Consider the following 13,258-nt stretch of genomic DNA (forward strand, 5'->3'; position numbering starts at 1 on the left):
CCAGTGTTACCGGGCTTCTATCTTTTATACGTATCTTTCAAGTTATTTTTTCAGAAGAGTTGAGATTTGCGTAAAAGAGATACCACTGTAATAGTGTTTGAGAATTTGAGTAGCCGTTTCGCCTTCCTTCGCCATCCCATTTGCTCCCCACTGACTCATTCCCACACCATGCCCATTTCCGAAGGTAGTTATATAGACTTTATTCCCTTTTCTACCCCAACTGAATTGGCTGGAACGTAACCCTAGCTTCTCTCGCACTTCTCTTCCAGTAAAAATAGTACCTCCAATAGAGATTTCCTTAACCCGATGTCCAGTGGTAAGAGACAACACTTCTACCGGCAATTCAGAGGAGGTAGAGATATTTTTTGTCATGCCTGATTGGGTAGTATTTTTTGAAGCAGGAATTACTCTGTCGTTTAGCCCAAGTCTAGTAAGTATTTCCGAGATGGTGAATGTAGATGTCACCGCATAGTTTGGGGTAATCTCTTTCTCCCAAGGACTAGTTACACTGCGCAGATAGGGAATCGCTGCATTCCAGTATTCTTCCGAGTTCTCGGTATATCCTCCACTGGAGGCGAAAAAGGAGGCCGTAATCGGCTGCCCTTTATAGGTCATAATGACACCGCGCGTTTCAAGGACCGCGCGCTGAAGCTTTGCGAGGTCGGCGCTTCTTCCGCCGAGCTTCCACTTCCGTTCCAGCGTGTCCTTAGATACGTAAGCCTGATGGCTTACCGTATCTGTTACATCCGCCCCCGGAACGGGGACGCCGCTTCTGTCGCCAGCCAGCAGGCGGCGAAGGATAAAGGTGCGGGCCGCTACGGCCTGCGCTTTGAGCGCTTCAAGCTCAAAGCTGGCCGGCATCTCGGCCGCAAGCACGCCGCTGACGTATTCCTCCAGCGGCAACGTCTCTATTTGTCCGCTACGCGACAAATAGACGGAGACCTTCGGCTGCGGCACTTCCTGCGCAGCCGCCTCCGGCCCCGCCGGTGCGGCTGGTGCGGCCGTGGCCGTCGGCAAGGCCGGAGGCGCCGGTTGTCCCCGGTGCAGCGGGATAACCGCCAGTGGAATCAGCAGCGCCGCCAGGATAGGCGCTGCGAGCCAGGCGACGGGACCGAGGCGCCTGAGCCGGGGAGCAAGGGGACGCGAGTGCCAGCGCGTTGACTTGTTACGTCGCAAGTAGCGGAAATCTTTCATCTCTATGGCTCCTTCCGTGAGTCGCTGTTGATTCTTATAGATATGAATTTACAGCAACTACTAGAACAATATTTGAGAGAAAGAGAGTAGCTTTCTCGTATCTATCACTATGCCCCGCGTTAAAAAATTACAAACGAAAAAAATCCCCATTAGATGAGGATTCAGGTTTACTTTCTAATAATACAAGCAAAAACGCCTTCGGTGTCCCTATAAGGACGGTAAGCGTTTATGCGAGAAATATAAGGATAATTTATAGCGTAGAACATATAAACTCTTATATTTTAAAAAAGAACAGGCCGCATCGCTGCAGCCTGCTCTCACCTAATGACTGATATTATACCCAAGTTGCTTGAACCTGAAAGCGAGGTTTAACCTCATCGCTTTTGCTTAATTGGCTTTTGGCGACTTCTGGTTTAAGAGTTTCGTCCTTCGCCGTTTGCGCGGCTGTGTCTTCCATGGAGATACGCCATATTTCCGCACCTAGTCCAGACAGCTTCTCAGCCAAATGTACATATCCACGGTCGATATGATGAGTTCCGCTTACCTCAGTAGTTCCTTCAGCAACAAGACCTGCCAAAATAAGCGCAGCTCCCGCACGTAAATCCGTAGCACAAACTTTGGCTCCGACCAATTGCGCATTACCTGTAACGATTGCTGAGCGACCTTCGATCTTAATCTCAGCATTCATGTTATGGAATTCATCCACATGCATGAACCGGTTCTCGAATACAGTTTCCGTGACGACACTGGTTCCTTCAGAGCGCAGCAATAATGCCATCATTTGTGACTGCATATCCGTTGGAAAGCCTGGATACGGCAAAGTCTTCAAATCAACAGCTTTAAGAGGTTTGTCACTAATTACACGAACCCCATTCTCATCAGGAATGATGGTCACGCCCATCTCTTCCATCTTAGCAATAACAGGTCCCAAGTGATCAGCGATTGCACCTTCCACATATACGTCCCCACCTGTAATTGCTGCGGCAGCCATATAGGTACCGGCTTCAATACGGTCAGGAATCACATGATGTTTAACACCATGCAGACGTTCTACACCTTCGATACGGATAACACCTGTTCCCGCACCGCGCACGATTCCGCCCATACCATTCAAATAATTGGCCAGGTCGACAATTTCAGGCTCCTTAGCCGCATTCTCAATCACAGTCACACCTTCGGCGAGTGCCGCTGCCATCATTATATTTTCGGTCGCACCCACGCTAGCTACATCCAAATACACTTTGGCTCCGCGCAGGCGACCGTTACTTTTCGCTTCAATATAGCCCTGGCCGAGACTAATCTCCGCACCAAGCGCTTCAAATCCTTTCAAATGCTGATCAATCGGTCGTGTGCCAATGGCGCAGCCGCCAGGCAAAGAAATTCTTGTATGACCAAGCCGTGATAACAGTGGGCCCATGACTAAAAAAGATGCCCGCATTTTCCGTACCCATTCATAAGGTGCTTCACAGGAAGTGATGTTTGTAGCATCCACCTGGATAATATCGTTTTGATATGTAACCCCTGCACCCAAAGATTCCAACATTTTTGAGATCGTCATTACATCATCAAGCGGAGGTGCGTCCACAATGACGCTTACTCCTTCTTCTGCCAATAGAGAGGCGGCTATGATCGGTAATACGGAATTTTTTGCGCCGCTAACTTTCACGCTCCCGGTCAATCTGTTGCCACCGCGGACGATAAATTTGCTCATTTTCGGTTTCCCTCCGCGTCCATTATTTCTTAAATTATTTTTTTGATTAAAAGTAATTGCAAAAAAATTCGCATACTCCATCAATACGCCCATTTAGCCGGGCATGTTCCTTAAAGTTCAGTGTTGACATAATAAAACCTTATTATTCGACACTTTTTGACCATTGCGACCTATGACACTTATAACCAAACTACATATTCCTAAAACATATAGCGGATCATCCCACTCCAGCTAAGGTAATCCAGAAAGAATCCTGCAACAAAACGACCAAGTACAATAGCCAGAAGCAAGTGCAGCAGCCTTCCTTGAGGACTCTTAGGATATCTTATGACCAAATCCAGCTTAAGGTTCTGCAATGCCCACCAAGATAATACAACACTGAGCAAAGAAACAATCATTGAGATCATGCTGCTGGTTCCAGCGGCACTAGACCATCCATTGGACAATATATCCCCCATGCTAACCCTCCGTGTTCGTATTACTCGGAAATCGACTCTTATATCATACTTGCGCAGGGCAAAAGAATCCAGTACTTTTACAAATTTTTAAACAATTCAATGCAAATATCCAAGAAAATGAATAAATCCTAACATTTACTACATAGATTAATATAACAAAAAAAGCAGTCAAGCTTAGAGCTTGACCGCTTATATCCTACTGCTGTCCTTTACCAGTGGACACTTTAATCCGTGTAACAGCGCGTTGCAGCGCCAACTCCGCACGGCGGTGATCGATATCATCTTGTTTGCTACGAGTCTGGAGACGGCGCTGAGCGCGTTCTCTAGCAGCTTCGGCGCGTTCAACATCAATATCGGTTGGCAGCTCGGCACTTTCGGCCAGCACTGTTACTTTGTCCTTATGCACTTCAACGAAACCGCCATGAACGGCGATGGAGATCGTAACACCGTCCGATTTGACGGATAACGGAGCAACCTGAAGTGGAGTCACAAGCGGAATGTGTCCCGGCAAAATACCCAACTCGCCTTCGACTCCCCGTACTGTCAAGCTATTCACTTGTTTAGAATAGACGAGATGCTCCGGCGTGACAATTTCCAACAAAAAGGTATTCACTTCCATTCCTCCTTAAAGCTTTACGAAGTAAAGCTCTCATCGAAAGCATACACTTAGCTTTACGAAGTAAAGCTCGCTTCGAAAGCATTCACTAAGCTCAGTGTTACATCGATTTCGCTTTTTCAACCGCTTCTTCGATTGTACCCACAAAAAGGAACGCTGCTTCTGGAAGATCATCATGCTTACCATCCAGGATTTCCTTAAAGCTACGTACTGTTTCTTTGATTGGCACGTATTTACCCTTAAAGCCGGTAAACTGTTCAGCTACGTGGAAAGGCTGTGACAGGAACCGCTCAACTTTACGAGCACGGGCTACGATAACCTTATCATCCTCACTCAATTCATCCATACCCAAAATGGCAATGATGTCTTGAAGTTCGGTATAACGTTGCAGCAATTGTTTAACACCTTGTGCCACATTGTAATGCTCTTCACCAACAATTTCCGGAGCTAGCAGACGGGAGCTGGAAGCCAGTGGATCAACCGCTGGGAAAATCCCCTTCTCGGAAATCTTACGCTCAAGGTTGGTTGTTGCATCCAAGTGAGCAAACGCCGTTGCCGGAGCAGGGTCAGTGTAGTCATCCGCTGGTACGTAGATTGCTTGAATGGAAGTAACGGAGCCTTTTTTGGTAGAAGTGATACGCTCTTGCAACTGACCCATTTCAGTAGCCAGGGTTGGTTGGTAACCTACCGCGGACGGCATACGTCCGAGAAGAGCGGATACTTCGGAACCCGCTTGGGTAAAGCGGAATATATTATCGATAAAGAGCAGCGTATCGCGACCTTCTACATCACGGAAATACTCCGCCATAGTAAGACCGGTCAAAGCTACGCGTAGACGCGCGCCTGGGGGCTCATTCATTTGTCCGAACACCATTGCTGTTTTCTTAATAACGCCGGAGTCCGTCATTTCGTGATAAAGGTCATTACCTTCACGAGTACGTTCACCCACACCCGCGAATACGGAAATACCGCCATGTTCTTGGGCAATGTTATTAATCAATTCTTGAATCGTTACTGTTTTACCTACACCGGCTCCGCCGAACAGACCAACTTTACCGCCCTTAGCGTAAGGTGCAAGCAAGTCGATAACTTTAATACCCGTTTCCAAAATTTCGGCTTGTGTCGACAATTCATCAAATGTCGGAGCCAAACGGTGAATCGGGTTCTTTATTTCAGCAACAACTTCACCAGCGTTATCAATTGGATTTCCAAGTACGTTAAATACCCGGCCTAATGTCGCTTCCCCTACAGGAACCGAAATAGGACCACCTTGGTCAATCGCATCCAGTCCGCGAACCAGACCATCTGTAGAAGACATCGCGATACAACGTACCAAATTGTCTCCCAAGTGATTGGAAACCTCAAGTGTTAGGTTAATCTGGCGACCATTGTCCAAGACGGTTTCAATTTTGATAGCGTTGAATATCTCGGGCAATTGGCCGCGTTCAAATTCAATATCGACAACCGGACCCATAATGCTTACAACGCGTCCTTTGTTCATCTTCATTTCCCTCCTCGAAAGCTATTACATCAAGAAGAAACGACGTTGTCGTCATATAAAGATGACAACCGTTTCCCGTAGAAATATAAGTGTTTTGTATAGTGTAAAACCTATACTTTCTTATATTTTAAGAAGAACTGCAGTGCCGTTCTTAAGGAGCCATACTCCAGAAGCGGGCGATACTATGTATCGCTCCATGCGGCACTGTTTCTCGTAAAATACAAGGCTAGTCAAGCACGCTGCTTAACTGTTCTTGTATTTTTAAGACTGAGCGTTCGCTCCGGCCACGATCTCGGTAATTTCCTGCGTAATTGCCGCCTGACGGGCACGGTTGTACGTAAGGGTAAGTTCTCCGATCATTTTCGACGCGTTCTTTGTTGCACTGCCCATCGCTGTCATTTTCGCACCCAGCTCACTGGCCTTGCCATCCAGAATTGCGCTATAAATCAAAGTTTCGGCGTATTTCGGAAGTAGTACTTCGAGTACGCCTTCTGGTGAAGGTTCATATTCGTAATTTGCAGTCGCTTCATGTTGCTCATGATTTCCTACGCCTTCCATTGGCAACAGTCGATCAACGGTTGGGATCTGGGTAATCGCATTGACGAATTGGTTGTAACAAACGTACAACTCATCATACGTACCATCTACAAACTGTTGTACTGCCGAATTAGCAATAGACTTAATATCAGCAAATTTCGGCGCATCCGATAGCTCAGTAACTTCCTGTACAATCGGATATTCACGGCGGCGTAAGAAGTCACGGCCTTTACGACCGATTACGAACAAGGCGTACTCATCTTTGGATTTATGTCTTTCCGCGATGAGCATCGTCACCTTACGTAAAATATTAGCGTTGTATCCTCCCGCAAGCCCTCTATCAGAGGTCACGATAAGATAACCAGTTTTTTTCACAGGGCGACTGACCAGCATGGGATGCTGAACGCCTTCTGTACCAGCAGCAATGCTCGATACAACCTCTTTCAGCTTCTCAGCATAAGGACGGGCGGCAATTGCCTTCTCCTGGGCTTTTCTCAGCTTGGAGGCGGCTACCATTTCCATCGCTTTTGTGATCTGTCTTGTGTTTTGAACACTCTTAATTTGACGTTTAATATCACGCATGCTTCTTGCCATGATTTCACCACCTTAAAGCTTTGACGAAGTCAAAGCTAACTTCGTAAGCATCTTCTTGGCTTTGACGAAGTCAAAGCTAACTTCGTAAGCATCTTCTTAGCTTTGACGAATTCAAAGCCAACTTTATAAGTAATAGCCTGAGCTTCGGCAGAGCCAAAGCTCACTTAGTAAGATTCGTTTAGGTACGATCTATATTAGCTAGTAGCAAAGCCTCTTTTAAATTTATCAATTGCTGCTTTAAGAGCGGCTTCGTTATCTGCTGTCAAATCCTTGGTATCTCTGATGGATTGAGCAACTTCAGCAGCACTGCTATCCATGTAAGCAAGGAATTCCTTTTCAAAACGTTTTACGTCTTTAACAGGAATATCATCCAAGTATCCTTTTACAGCTGTGTACAAGCTAAGCACTTGATGCTCAACAGACAACGGCTGATTTACACCTTGTTTCAGAACTTCCATCATACGTGCTCCGCGATTCAGACGAGCAAGCGTAGATTTATCAAGATCTGAGCCGAACTGTGAGAAAGCTTGAAGTTCACGATATTGAGCAAGATCCAAACGGAGCGAGCCAGCTACCTTCTTCATCGCTTTAATCTGAGCGGAGCCCCCTACACGGGAAACGGAGATACCGACGTTGATCGCCGGACGTTGACCAGAGTAGAACAGATCGGATTCAAGGAAGATTTGACCATCTGTAATCGAGATTACGTTCGTAGGAATGTAAGCCGATACGTCAGATGCTTGTGTTTCGATGAACGGAAGCGCGGTTAATGAACCACCACCAAGCTCATCACTAAGCTTAGCCGCACGTTCCAAAAGACGGGAGTGCAAGTAGAACACGTCACCAGGGAACGCTTCACGACCCGGTGGACGACGAAGCAGCAAGGACAATTCGCGATAAGCCGAAGCTTGTTTTGAAAGGTCATCATAAATGATCAGTACGTGTTCGCCCTTGTACATAAAGTACTCGCCCATTGCGCAACCTGCGTATGGAGCAATATACAATAGTGGGGATGGCTCTGAAGCCGAAGCAGTTACAACGATTGTATATTCCAACGCGCCATGACGGCGGAGAGTTTCTACAACCTGTGCTACTGTTGATTGTTTTTGTCCAATGGCAACATAAATACATTTCATTCCGTTGCCTTTTTGGTTGATAATCGCATCGATTGCGATTGCAGTCTTACCTGTTTGACGGTCACCAATGATAAGTTCGCGTTGTCCACGACCAATTGGTACCATCGCATCAATCGCTTTAAGGCCAGTTTGCATTGGCTCATGAACCGATTTACGGTCGATAACACCAGGAGCGTTATTCTCAACCGGACGGAACTCCGTCGTTTGAATTGGGCCTTTACCGTCAAGCGGCATACCGAGTGCGTTAACAACACGACCCAGAAGGGCCTCTCCAACTGGAACTTGCATGATTTGTCCAGTACGTTTTACTTGATCGCCTTCACGAATTTCCTTGTACTCACCCAGAATAACAACACCGACGTTGCTTTCTTCCAGATTGAGCGCCATGCCCACTACACCGTTGGAGAACTCTAGCAACTCGCCTGCCATTGCGTTTTCCAGACCGTAGACACGAGCGATACCGTCTCCGACTTGAATGACGGTGCCCACTTCGGCAACTTCGATATCGGCTTTATATTGCTCAATTTGACTTTTGATCAAAGTGCTGATCTCTTCAGGTCTGATGCCCAATATCCTCACCCCTATCTTCTATGCTTATCATTAAAGGATTTCTCGAGACGTTCCAATTTACTAGAAAGACTGCCGTCATACAGCGTATCGCCGATATAAACCTTCAGTCCTCCCAGCAGGCTTGGATCGACCACATTCGTAACCCGAATTTTACGGTTTACGAGCTGGCCGAATTCTGCAGCTACAGCCGCTTGTTCTTCTTCACTTAAAGAATAAACGGAGTATACCTTAGCATCACCAATGCCAAGAGCGTCTCCTTCAATCTTGATATACGTATCCAGCAGTTCGGCAAAAATATCGGTTCTGCCTCGCTCTACTAACAGTTCTACAATGTTCATTACAATAGGAGAGAGCTTATCTTGAAGTGCTGCGCGCAGCACTTTCAGCTTGTCGGACTCCGAGATACGTGGTGCAAGAATAAACCGCTGTACCTCTTGGTCTGAATGTAATACTTCGACCACTGCCTTGAGCTGTTCTTCTACTTCAAGGGTAATCCCCTTCTCTACCGCTGCACTGTACAATGCCTTAGCGTAGCGCTTGGCAACTACCGTATCGCGGCTCATGATCGGCCTCCTACCTCATTGAGGTATTGGTTCACAAGCTGCTCCTGCTCACTGCTAGCACTAACTTCTTTTTTAAGAAGTTTAGAAGCAATACGAACAGATGCCGTTCCAATTTCGCTGCGCAACTCTTCCACTGCTTTATTCTTCTCGTTCTCGATATCGCGCACGGCCTCTTCTTTGACGCGTGCAGCTTCAACTTTAGCTTGAGCCAAAGCTTGTTCTACCTGTTGATTGCTAGTAATTTGCGATTGTTGAATAATCTGTTGAGCTTCCTGGCGTGCACTGTTCAGCGCCTGCTTCTGCTCTTCCACATACGCGACCGCTTGCTCTCTAGTCTTCGCAGCTTCATCCATTTGCTGCATTACTAGCTCACGGCGTTTCTCCATAACTGCGAACAGTTTGCTGAACGCATACTTACTGAGCAAGAAATATAGAATCCCAAAGGCTACAATTGAAAATAAGATGTTTGTCCAAACAATTTCCACTGAGGTCACTCCCTTCCATTACCGCGTCATGCGGACGTATACAAAAGTAAGGCGCGGATGGCATCGGCCGTCCCCGCCAAACCGTAAATACGGTTTATTAAGATGAAAACATGATTAGGAATGCGATAACTGTTGCTGCCAACGGAATAACTTCGACGATACCTACACCGATAAACATTGTTGTTTGAAGCGCATTACGAGCTTCTGGTTGACGAGCGATGGACTCAACTGTTCTACTAACGATCATACCATTACCAAGACCTGCACCAAGTGCACCCAAACCAACCGCTATTGCTGCTGCTAAATATTCCATTTGTAAATATCCTCCTTTAATTTTGGTTCATAATGTGTTTAATGATATAAGATATCTCCCGCGAAAGAAAATCAGACGATAGCCGTTCTCTTCGCAGCAGTTCATTAATGTGCTTCTTCTTCGTGAATCGTCATCTGTGCGATATAAACCATCGTCAGAATCGTAAAGATAAACGCCTGTAGTGCCCCGACGAAAATACTGAAGCCTTGCCATACAGCCAGGAACGGAATACTGAGAATCCCCAGCTTCAAAATGACTGTAATCAGTACTTCTCCGGCAAAAATGTTAGCAAATAGACGAATAGCCAGAGCTACTGGTTTTGCCAGGTTCTCGATAATGTTCAGTGGCAAAAAGATTGGAAACGGCTCAATATAGTGTTTGAAATAATGCTTTCCGTTGAGCTTAATGCCCAGGAAGTTCATCAGTATAAACACAATAATTGCCAATCCTGCAGTGATATTAATGTCAGCAGTCGGCGACTTGTACCATAAGATCTCAACATGATCACCATGCGCCAAGTTTCTGGTTGCTTCAATCACATGGCCAAACACGGTTACAGGTCCATGTGCTTCAGTTACAACTGAGAAAGGCAATCCAAGAAGGTTGGAAACAAAGATAAACAGAATCAACGTTAGCCCCAAAGATATGTAAGGTTTTCCTTTCTTCAGGTCCATGGCACTGCTTATGACACCCTCTACAAATTCTACAACCCATTCCATAAAATTCTGAAGCTTAGATGGATTCTCAACCGAAAGCTTACGAACCGACAGCATAACCAGCACAAATACTACTGTACAACTGATCAGAAGCATCAATACGGCTGATATATCTATCGGTATTCCCCCGACAAAGATTTTCGGCATCTCATGCATAGTATCATCCCCCTTTCTCTTTAATCTGGTTAAAGTTTGTTCTTCACACTCAGATATATCCCCGCAGGAATGGCGAGAAGCTGAGGAATGAATACGCCCGTAATAGTTGCTACCAGGGAGAAATGCTCAATCTTGACCGCGAACATGGTGACCAAAATCGCGAAGCTAATCCGTGTAACAAAACCGAGGCTGAAGGCATTCCCTTCGTTGCTCGCAATCGACTGCGTTACCCGTCGAACCTTGACGGCCAGATAACGAAAGTTTACCAATCCCGCCACCAGACCCAGAGTCATGCCCAGCGTAAAATCCCTGGTCTCATGATGAAGCGCCCAGCCCATTAAGAGTCCTGCCATAAGAACGAGCGTAACTCTAGTGACGGTATTGATCATGGGAGTCATATTATCCATTCTGCTCCCCCAAAAATTTTTTAATTAACAGGACGACGTTCACAATTCCCAGAATCATTCCGGTTATAGTGCCAATAGCGAGCCAATATTTTGGCCCCTCCATCAAGTCTTTCAGCCACCTTGCCGCAAAAAAACCAATAACAATGTAAGCGGCGAGTATAGTGCCTGCACTTCCAATGATAAGCGCGGTCTGTAACAAGCTGTCCCTGCTATTTTGTTCTTTCATGGCTACAATCCCAACTAATTTTACTGAATTTCTGGAGTCTTTGTCAATTCATTGAACATTGCCCAAAAACCCTTGAAAACATGAAAATAATCACAGCAAAATGTTCCAAAACCATATAAACCGTACAGTTTCACTGTATGTTGATTTTAATCAGATCAGATATTACTTTAAATGAAATTATTTATTTTTTGTGAACATTCTGTGAAACTCTTCAGGACGCTCCTTATTTATACCAAAATGGTGCAAAATCGCATTGACAATTCGTTGGGAGGCTTTGCCGTCTCCGTACGGGTTGGCGGCCCGACTCATCGACTGATAGAGCTCATTATCAGTCAAAAGAGCATGTGTCCGTTCATACACCTTCTCCTCGTCCGTGCCCACAAGTTCTAACGTTCCAGCGTCTATCCCTTCAGGACGCTCCGTCGTATCACGAAGCACAAGTACGGGTACTCCGTATGAAGGAGCTTCCTCTTGTAAACCGCCAGAATCGGTCAATATCAAGTGGGTATGCGGATAAAAATTATGCAAATCCACGACATCCAGCGGATCAATCAGCTTAATTCTCGGATGTCCACCCAAAATTTCATGTGCAGGTTCCTTAACGGCAGGACTCGGATGCACAGGATAAACAATGGCTACATCTTCGAATTCATCAGCGATTCTTTTGACAGCTCGGAAGATATTCCGATGAGGTTCACCTTGCGATTCTCTACGGTGAGCAGTCATCAAAATTAGTTTTTTTCCTGAAGCAAAATCCAAAACAGGATGCCGGTAATCAGGCTGTACGGTATATTGAAACACATCGGTTACAGTGTTGCCTGTGATATAAATACTTGATTCTTTTTTGTTCTCATGTCTCAGATTACTAGCTGACCAATCCGTTGGAGCGAAATGCAGGTCTGCTAATACACCTGTAAGCTGACGGTTCATTTCTTCAGGATACGGAGACAATTTGTTCCATGTCCGAAGTCCTGCTTCTACGTGCCCAACCTGAATTTGCTGCAGGAAAGAGGCGTAACTTGCAAGGAACGTCGTTAATGTGTCCCCGTGCACCAATACGAGATCAGGTTTAACCTCTCTGAGTACAGGTTCCAAGCCTTCAAGCACTCGAATAGTAATCTCATTAAGCGTCTGACGGTCCTTCATCACATCCAGATCATAATCAGGAGTGATATTGAACACTTCCAACACTTGATCGAGCAACTCCCTGTGCTGTGCTGTTACACATACAATTGACTCAATGTGCTCAGGATGCTTCTTCAGTTCAAGAACTAAAGGAGCCATCTTGATCGCCTCGGGGCGCACTCCGAAAATAGTCATCACTTTAATTTTGGACATAACCCCTACCCTCTCATCAAAAAATCAAAAACCTTCGTATTACCAATTACGGATTACTATTTACTTAGTTCCGTACAAACGGTCTCCAGCATCACCAAGTCCTGGGACGATATATCCATGTTCATTCAAATGAGAATCAAGCGCAGCTACGTAAATATCTACATCCGGATGAGCTTCTTGAACGGCAGCAACACCTTCCGGAGCCGCAATCAGGTTCATCATTTTAATTTGTGTACAGCCACGCTTCTTCAGCGAGGTAATAGCAGCAATCGCGGATCCTCCTGTAGCTAGCATCGGATCAATTACGATCAGCTCACGTTCCTGTACATCTGTAGGAAGCTTGATGTAATACTCAACCGGTTGCAGCGTGTCCGGATCACGGAACAAGCCAACATGTCCTACTTTAGCAGCAGGGAGAAGCTTCAGAACGCCCTCAAGCATCCCTAGACCGGCTCGAAGAATAGGGATAAGCCCAAGCATTCTTCCCGAAATCACTTTACTTTCCGTTTCAGTGACCGGTGTTTGTACTGTAATGGTCTCTAGAGGAATGTCACGTGTAATCTCATAAGCCATCAATGTGGCAACTTCGTCAACATGCTCTCTGAAATCTTTCGTGTTTGTTCTTACGTCGCGAATAAATGTTAGTTTGTGTTGAATTAAAGGATGATCGCAAATCACCAATTTTCCCATTAACTTTCCCTCCGGTAATTGTAAGTCGTGTCTATAACCCTAGAAAG

General features: G+C 45.8%; 15 protein-coding genes. All 15 read right to left on the reverse strand.

The genetic code is table 11. From position 1 onward, the window contains the following. Positions 1-42: 42 nt before the first annotated feature. Positions 43-1,194 (reverse strand): stage II sporulation protein D, encoded by a 1,152-nt coding sequence (gene spoIID, locus L1028_RS02035; RefSeq protein WP_234530666.1) that lies wholly within the window; start codon positions 1,192-1,194, stop codon positions 43-45. Positions 1,195-1,528: 334 nt separating this feature from the next. Further along, entirely contained in the window at positions 1,529-2,905 is a 1,377-nt protein-coding gene (murA, locus tag L1028_RS02040; RefSeq protein ID WP_234530697.1) for a UDP-N-acetylglucosamine 1-carboxyvinyltransferase, read from the reverse strand. 200 nt (positions 2,906-3,105) lie between these two features. Further along, positions 3,106-3,363: a DUF1146 family protein gene (locus tag L1028_RS02045; protein ID WP_076285651.1), complete on the reverse strand. Its 258-nt coding sequence runs from the start codon at positions 3,361-3,363 to the stop codon at positions 3,106-3,108. A gap of 196 nt (positions 3,364-3,559) precedes the next feature. Then, complete coding sequence (locus L1028_RS02050) at positions 3,560-3,976, reverse strand: F0F1 ATP synthase subunit epsilon (protein WP_042131365.1); 417 nt, start codon at positions 3,974-3,976, stop codon at positions 3,560-3,562. A gap of 103 nt (positions 3,977-4,079) precedes the next feature. Further along, entirely contained in the window at positions 4,080-5,480 is a 1,401-nt protein-coding gene (gene atpD, locus L1028_RS02055) for a F0F1 ATP synthase subunit beta (protein ID WP_042192466.1), read from the reverse strand. Positions 5,481-5,741: 261 nt separating this feature from the next. After that, positions 5,742-6,611: an ATP synthase F1 subunit gamma gene (gene atpG / locus L1028_RS02060; RefSeq protein WP_234530699.1), complete on the reverse strand. Its 870-nt coding sequence runs from the start codon at positions 6,609-6,611 to the stop codon at positions 5,742-5,744. A 194-nt stretch (positions 6,612-6,805) separates the two neighbouring features. After that, positions 6,806-8,317 (reverse strand): F0F1 ATP synthase subunit alpha, encoded by a 1,512-nt coding sequence (atpA, locus tag L1028_RS02065; RefSeq protein ID WP_042131369.1) that lies wholly within the window; start codon positions 8,315-8,317, stop codon positions 6,806-6,808. Between the two features lie 11 nt (positions 8,318-8,328). Next, positions 8,329-8,880 (reverse strand): F0F1 ATP synthase subunit delta, encoded by a 552-nt coding sequence (locus L1028_RS02070; protein ID WP_234530700.1) that lies wholly within the window; start codon positions 8,878-8,880, stop codon positions 8,329-8,331. Next, entirely contained in the window at positions 8,877-9,365 is a 489-nt protein-coding gene (gene atpF, locus L1028_RS02075) for a F0F1 ATP synthase subunit B (protein ID WP_060625973.1), read from the reverse strand. Before atpF ends, L1028_RS02070 begins: the two co-directional genes overlap by 4 nt. A 97-nt stretch (positions 9,366-9,462) precedes the next feature. Next, positions 9,463-9,678: a F0F1 ATP synthase subunit C gene (gene atpE, locus L1028_RS02080; RefSeq protein WP_060625974.1), complete on the reverse strand. Its 216-nt coding sequence runs from the start codon at positions 9,676-9,678 to the stop codon at positions 9,463-9,465. Positions 9,679-9,782: 104 nt separating this feature from the next. Next, entirely contained in the window at positions 9,783-10,550 is a 768-nt protein-coding gene (gene atpB, locus L1028_RS02085) for a F0F1 ATP synthase subunit A (protein WP_042192471.1), read from the reverse strand. 29 nt (positions 10,551-10,579) lie between these two features. Continuing rightward, positions 10,580-10,957, reverse strand: a complete 378-nt coding sequence (locus L1028_RS02090) for an ATP synthase subunit I (protein WP_234530702.1) — start codon at positions 10,955-10,957, stop codon at positions 10,580-10,582. Next, entirely contained in the window at positions 10,950-11,183 is a 234-nt protein-coding gene (locus L1028_RS02095) for an AtpZ/AtpI family protein (RefSeq protein WP_042192476.1), read from the reverse strand. Before L1028_RS02095 ends, L1028_RS02090 begins: the two co-directional genes overlap by 8 nt. A 177-nt stretch (positions 11,184-11,360) precedes the next feature. Further along, positions 11,361-12,521 carry a non-hydrolyzing UDP-N-acetylglucosamine 2-epimerase gene (gene wecB, locus L1028_RS02100; RefSeq protein ID WP_234530705.1) on the reverse strand — a complete coding sequence of 387 codons (1,161 nt, stop codon included), beginning with the start codon at positions 12,519-12,521 and terminating at the stop codon, positions 11,361-11,363. 60 nt (positions 12,522-12,581) lie between these two features. After that, on the reverse strand, positions 12,582-13,211 hold the full coding sequence (gene upp, locus L1028_RS02105) for a uracil phosphoribosyltransferase (RefSeq protein ID WP_060625979.1): 630 nt from the start codon (positions 13,209-13,211) through the stop codon (positions 12,582-12,584). Positions 13,212-13,258: the final 47 nt, after the last annotated feature.

The organism is Paenibacillus pseudetheri (genome assembly GCF_924513355.1).
GTDB classification, from domain to species: domain Bacteria; phylum Bacillota; class Bacilli; order Paenibacillales; family Paenibacillaceae; genus Paenibacillus_AQ; species Paenibacillus_AQ pseudetheri.

Bases quoted from the DNA above. Each gene is read 5' to 3' on its own strand.
- L1028_RS02090 (WP_234530702.1), bottom strand. From the start codon at position 10,957: ATGGATAATATGACTCCCATGATCAATACCGTCACTAGAGTTACGCTC.
- atpD (WP_042192466.1), bottom strand. From the start codon at position 5,480: ATGAACAAAGGACGCGTTGTAAGCATTATGGGTCCGGTTGTCGATATT.
- spoIID (WP_234530666.1), bottom strand. From the start codon at position 1,194: ATGAAAGATTTCCGCTACTTGCGACGTAACAAGTCAACGCGCTGGCAC.
- murA (WP_234530697.1), bottom strand. From the start codon at position 2,905: ATGAGCAAATTTATCGTCCGCGGTGGCAACAGATTGACCGGGAGCGTG.
- atpE (WP_060625974.1), bottom strand. From the start codon at position 9,678: ATGGAATATTTAGCAGCAGCAATAGCGGTTGGTTTGGGTGCACTTGGT.
- wecB (WP_234530705.1), bottom strand. From the start codon at position 12,521: ATGTCCAAAATTAAAGTGATGACTATTTTCGGAGTGCGCCCCGAGGCG.
- L1028_RS02095 (WP_042192476.1), bottom strand. From the start codon at position 11,183: ATGAAAGAACAAAATAGCAGGGACAGCTTGTTACAGACCGCGCTTATC.
- atpB (WP_042192471.1), bottom strand. From the start codon at position 10,550: ATGCATGAGATGCCGAAAATCTTTGTCGGGGGAATACCGATAGATATA.
- L1028_RS02045 (WP_076285651.1), bottom strand. From the start codon at position 3,363: ATGGGGGATATATTGTCCAATGGATGGTCTAGTGCCGCTGGAACCAGC.
- atpG (WP_234530699.1), bottom strand. From the start codon at position 6,611: ATGGCAAGAAGCATGCGTGATATTAAACGTCAAATTAAGAGTGTTCAA.
- L1028_RS02070 (WP_234530700.1), bottom strand. From the start codon at position 8,880: ATGAGCCGCGATACGGTAGTTGCCAAGCGCTACGCTAAGGCATTGTAC.
- upp (WP_060625979.1), bottom strand. From the start codon at position 13,211: ATGGGAAAATTGGTGATTTGCGATCATCCTTTAATTCAACACAAACTA.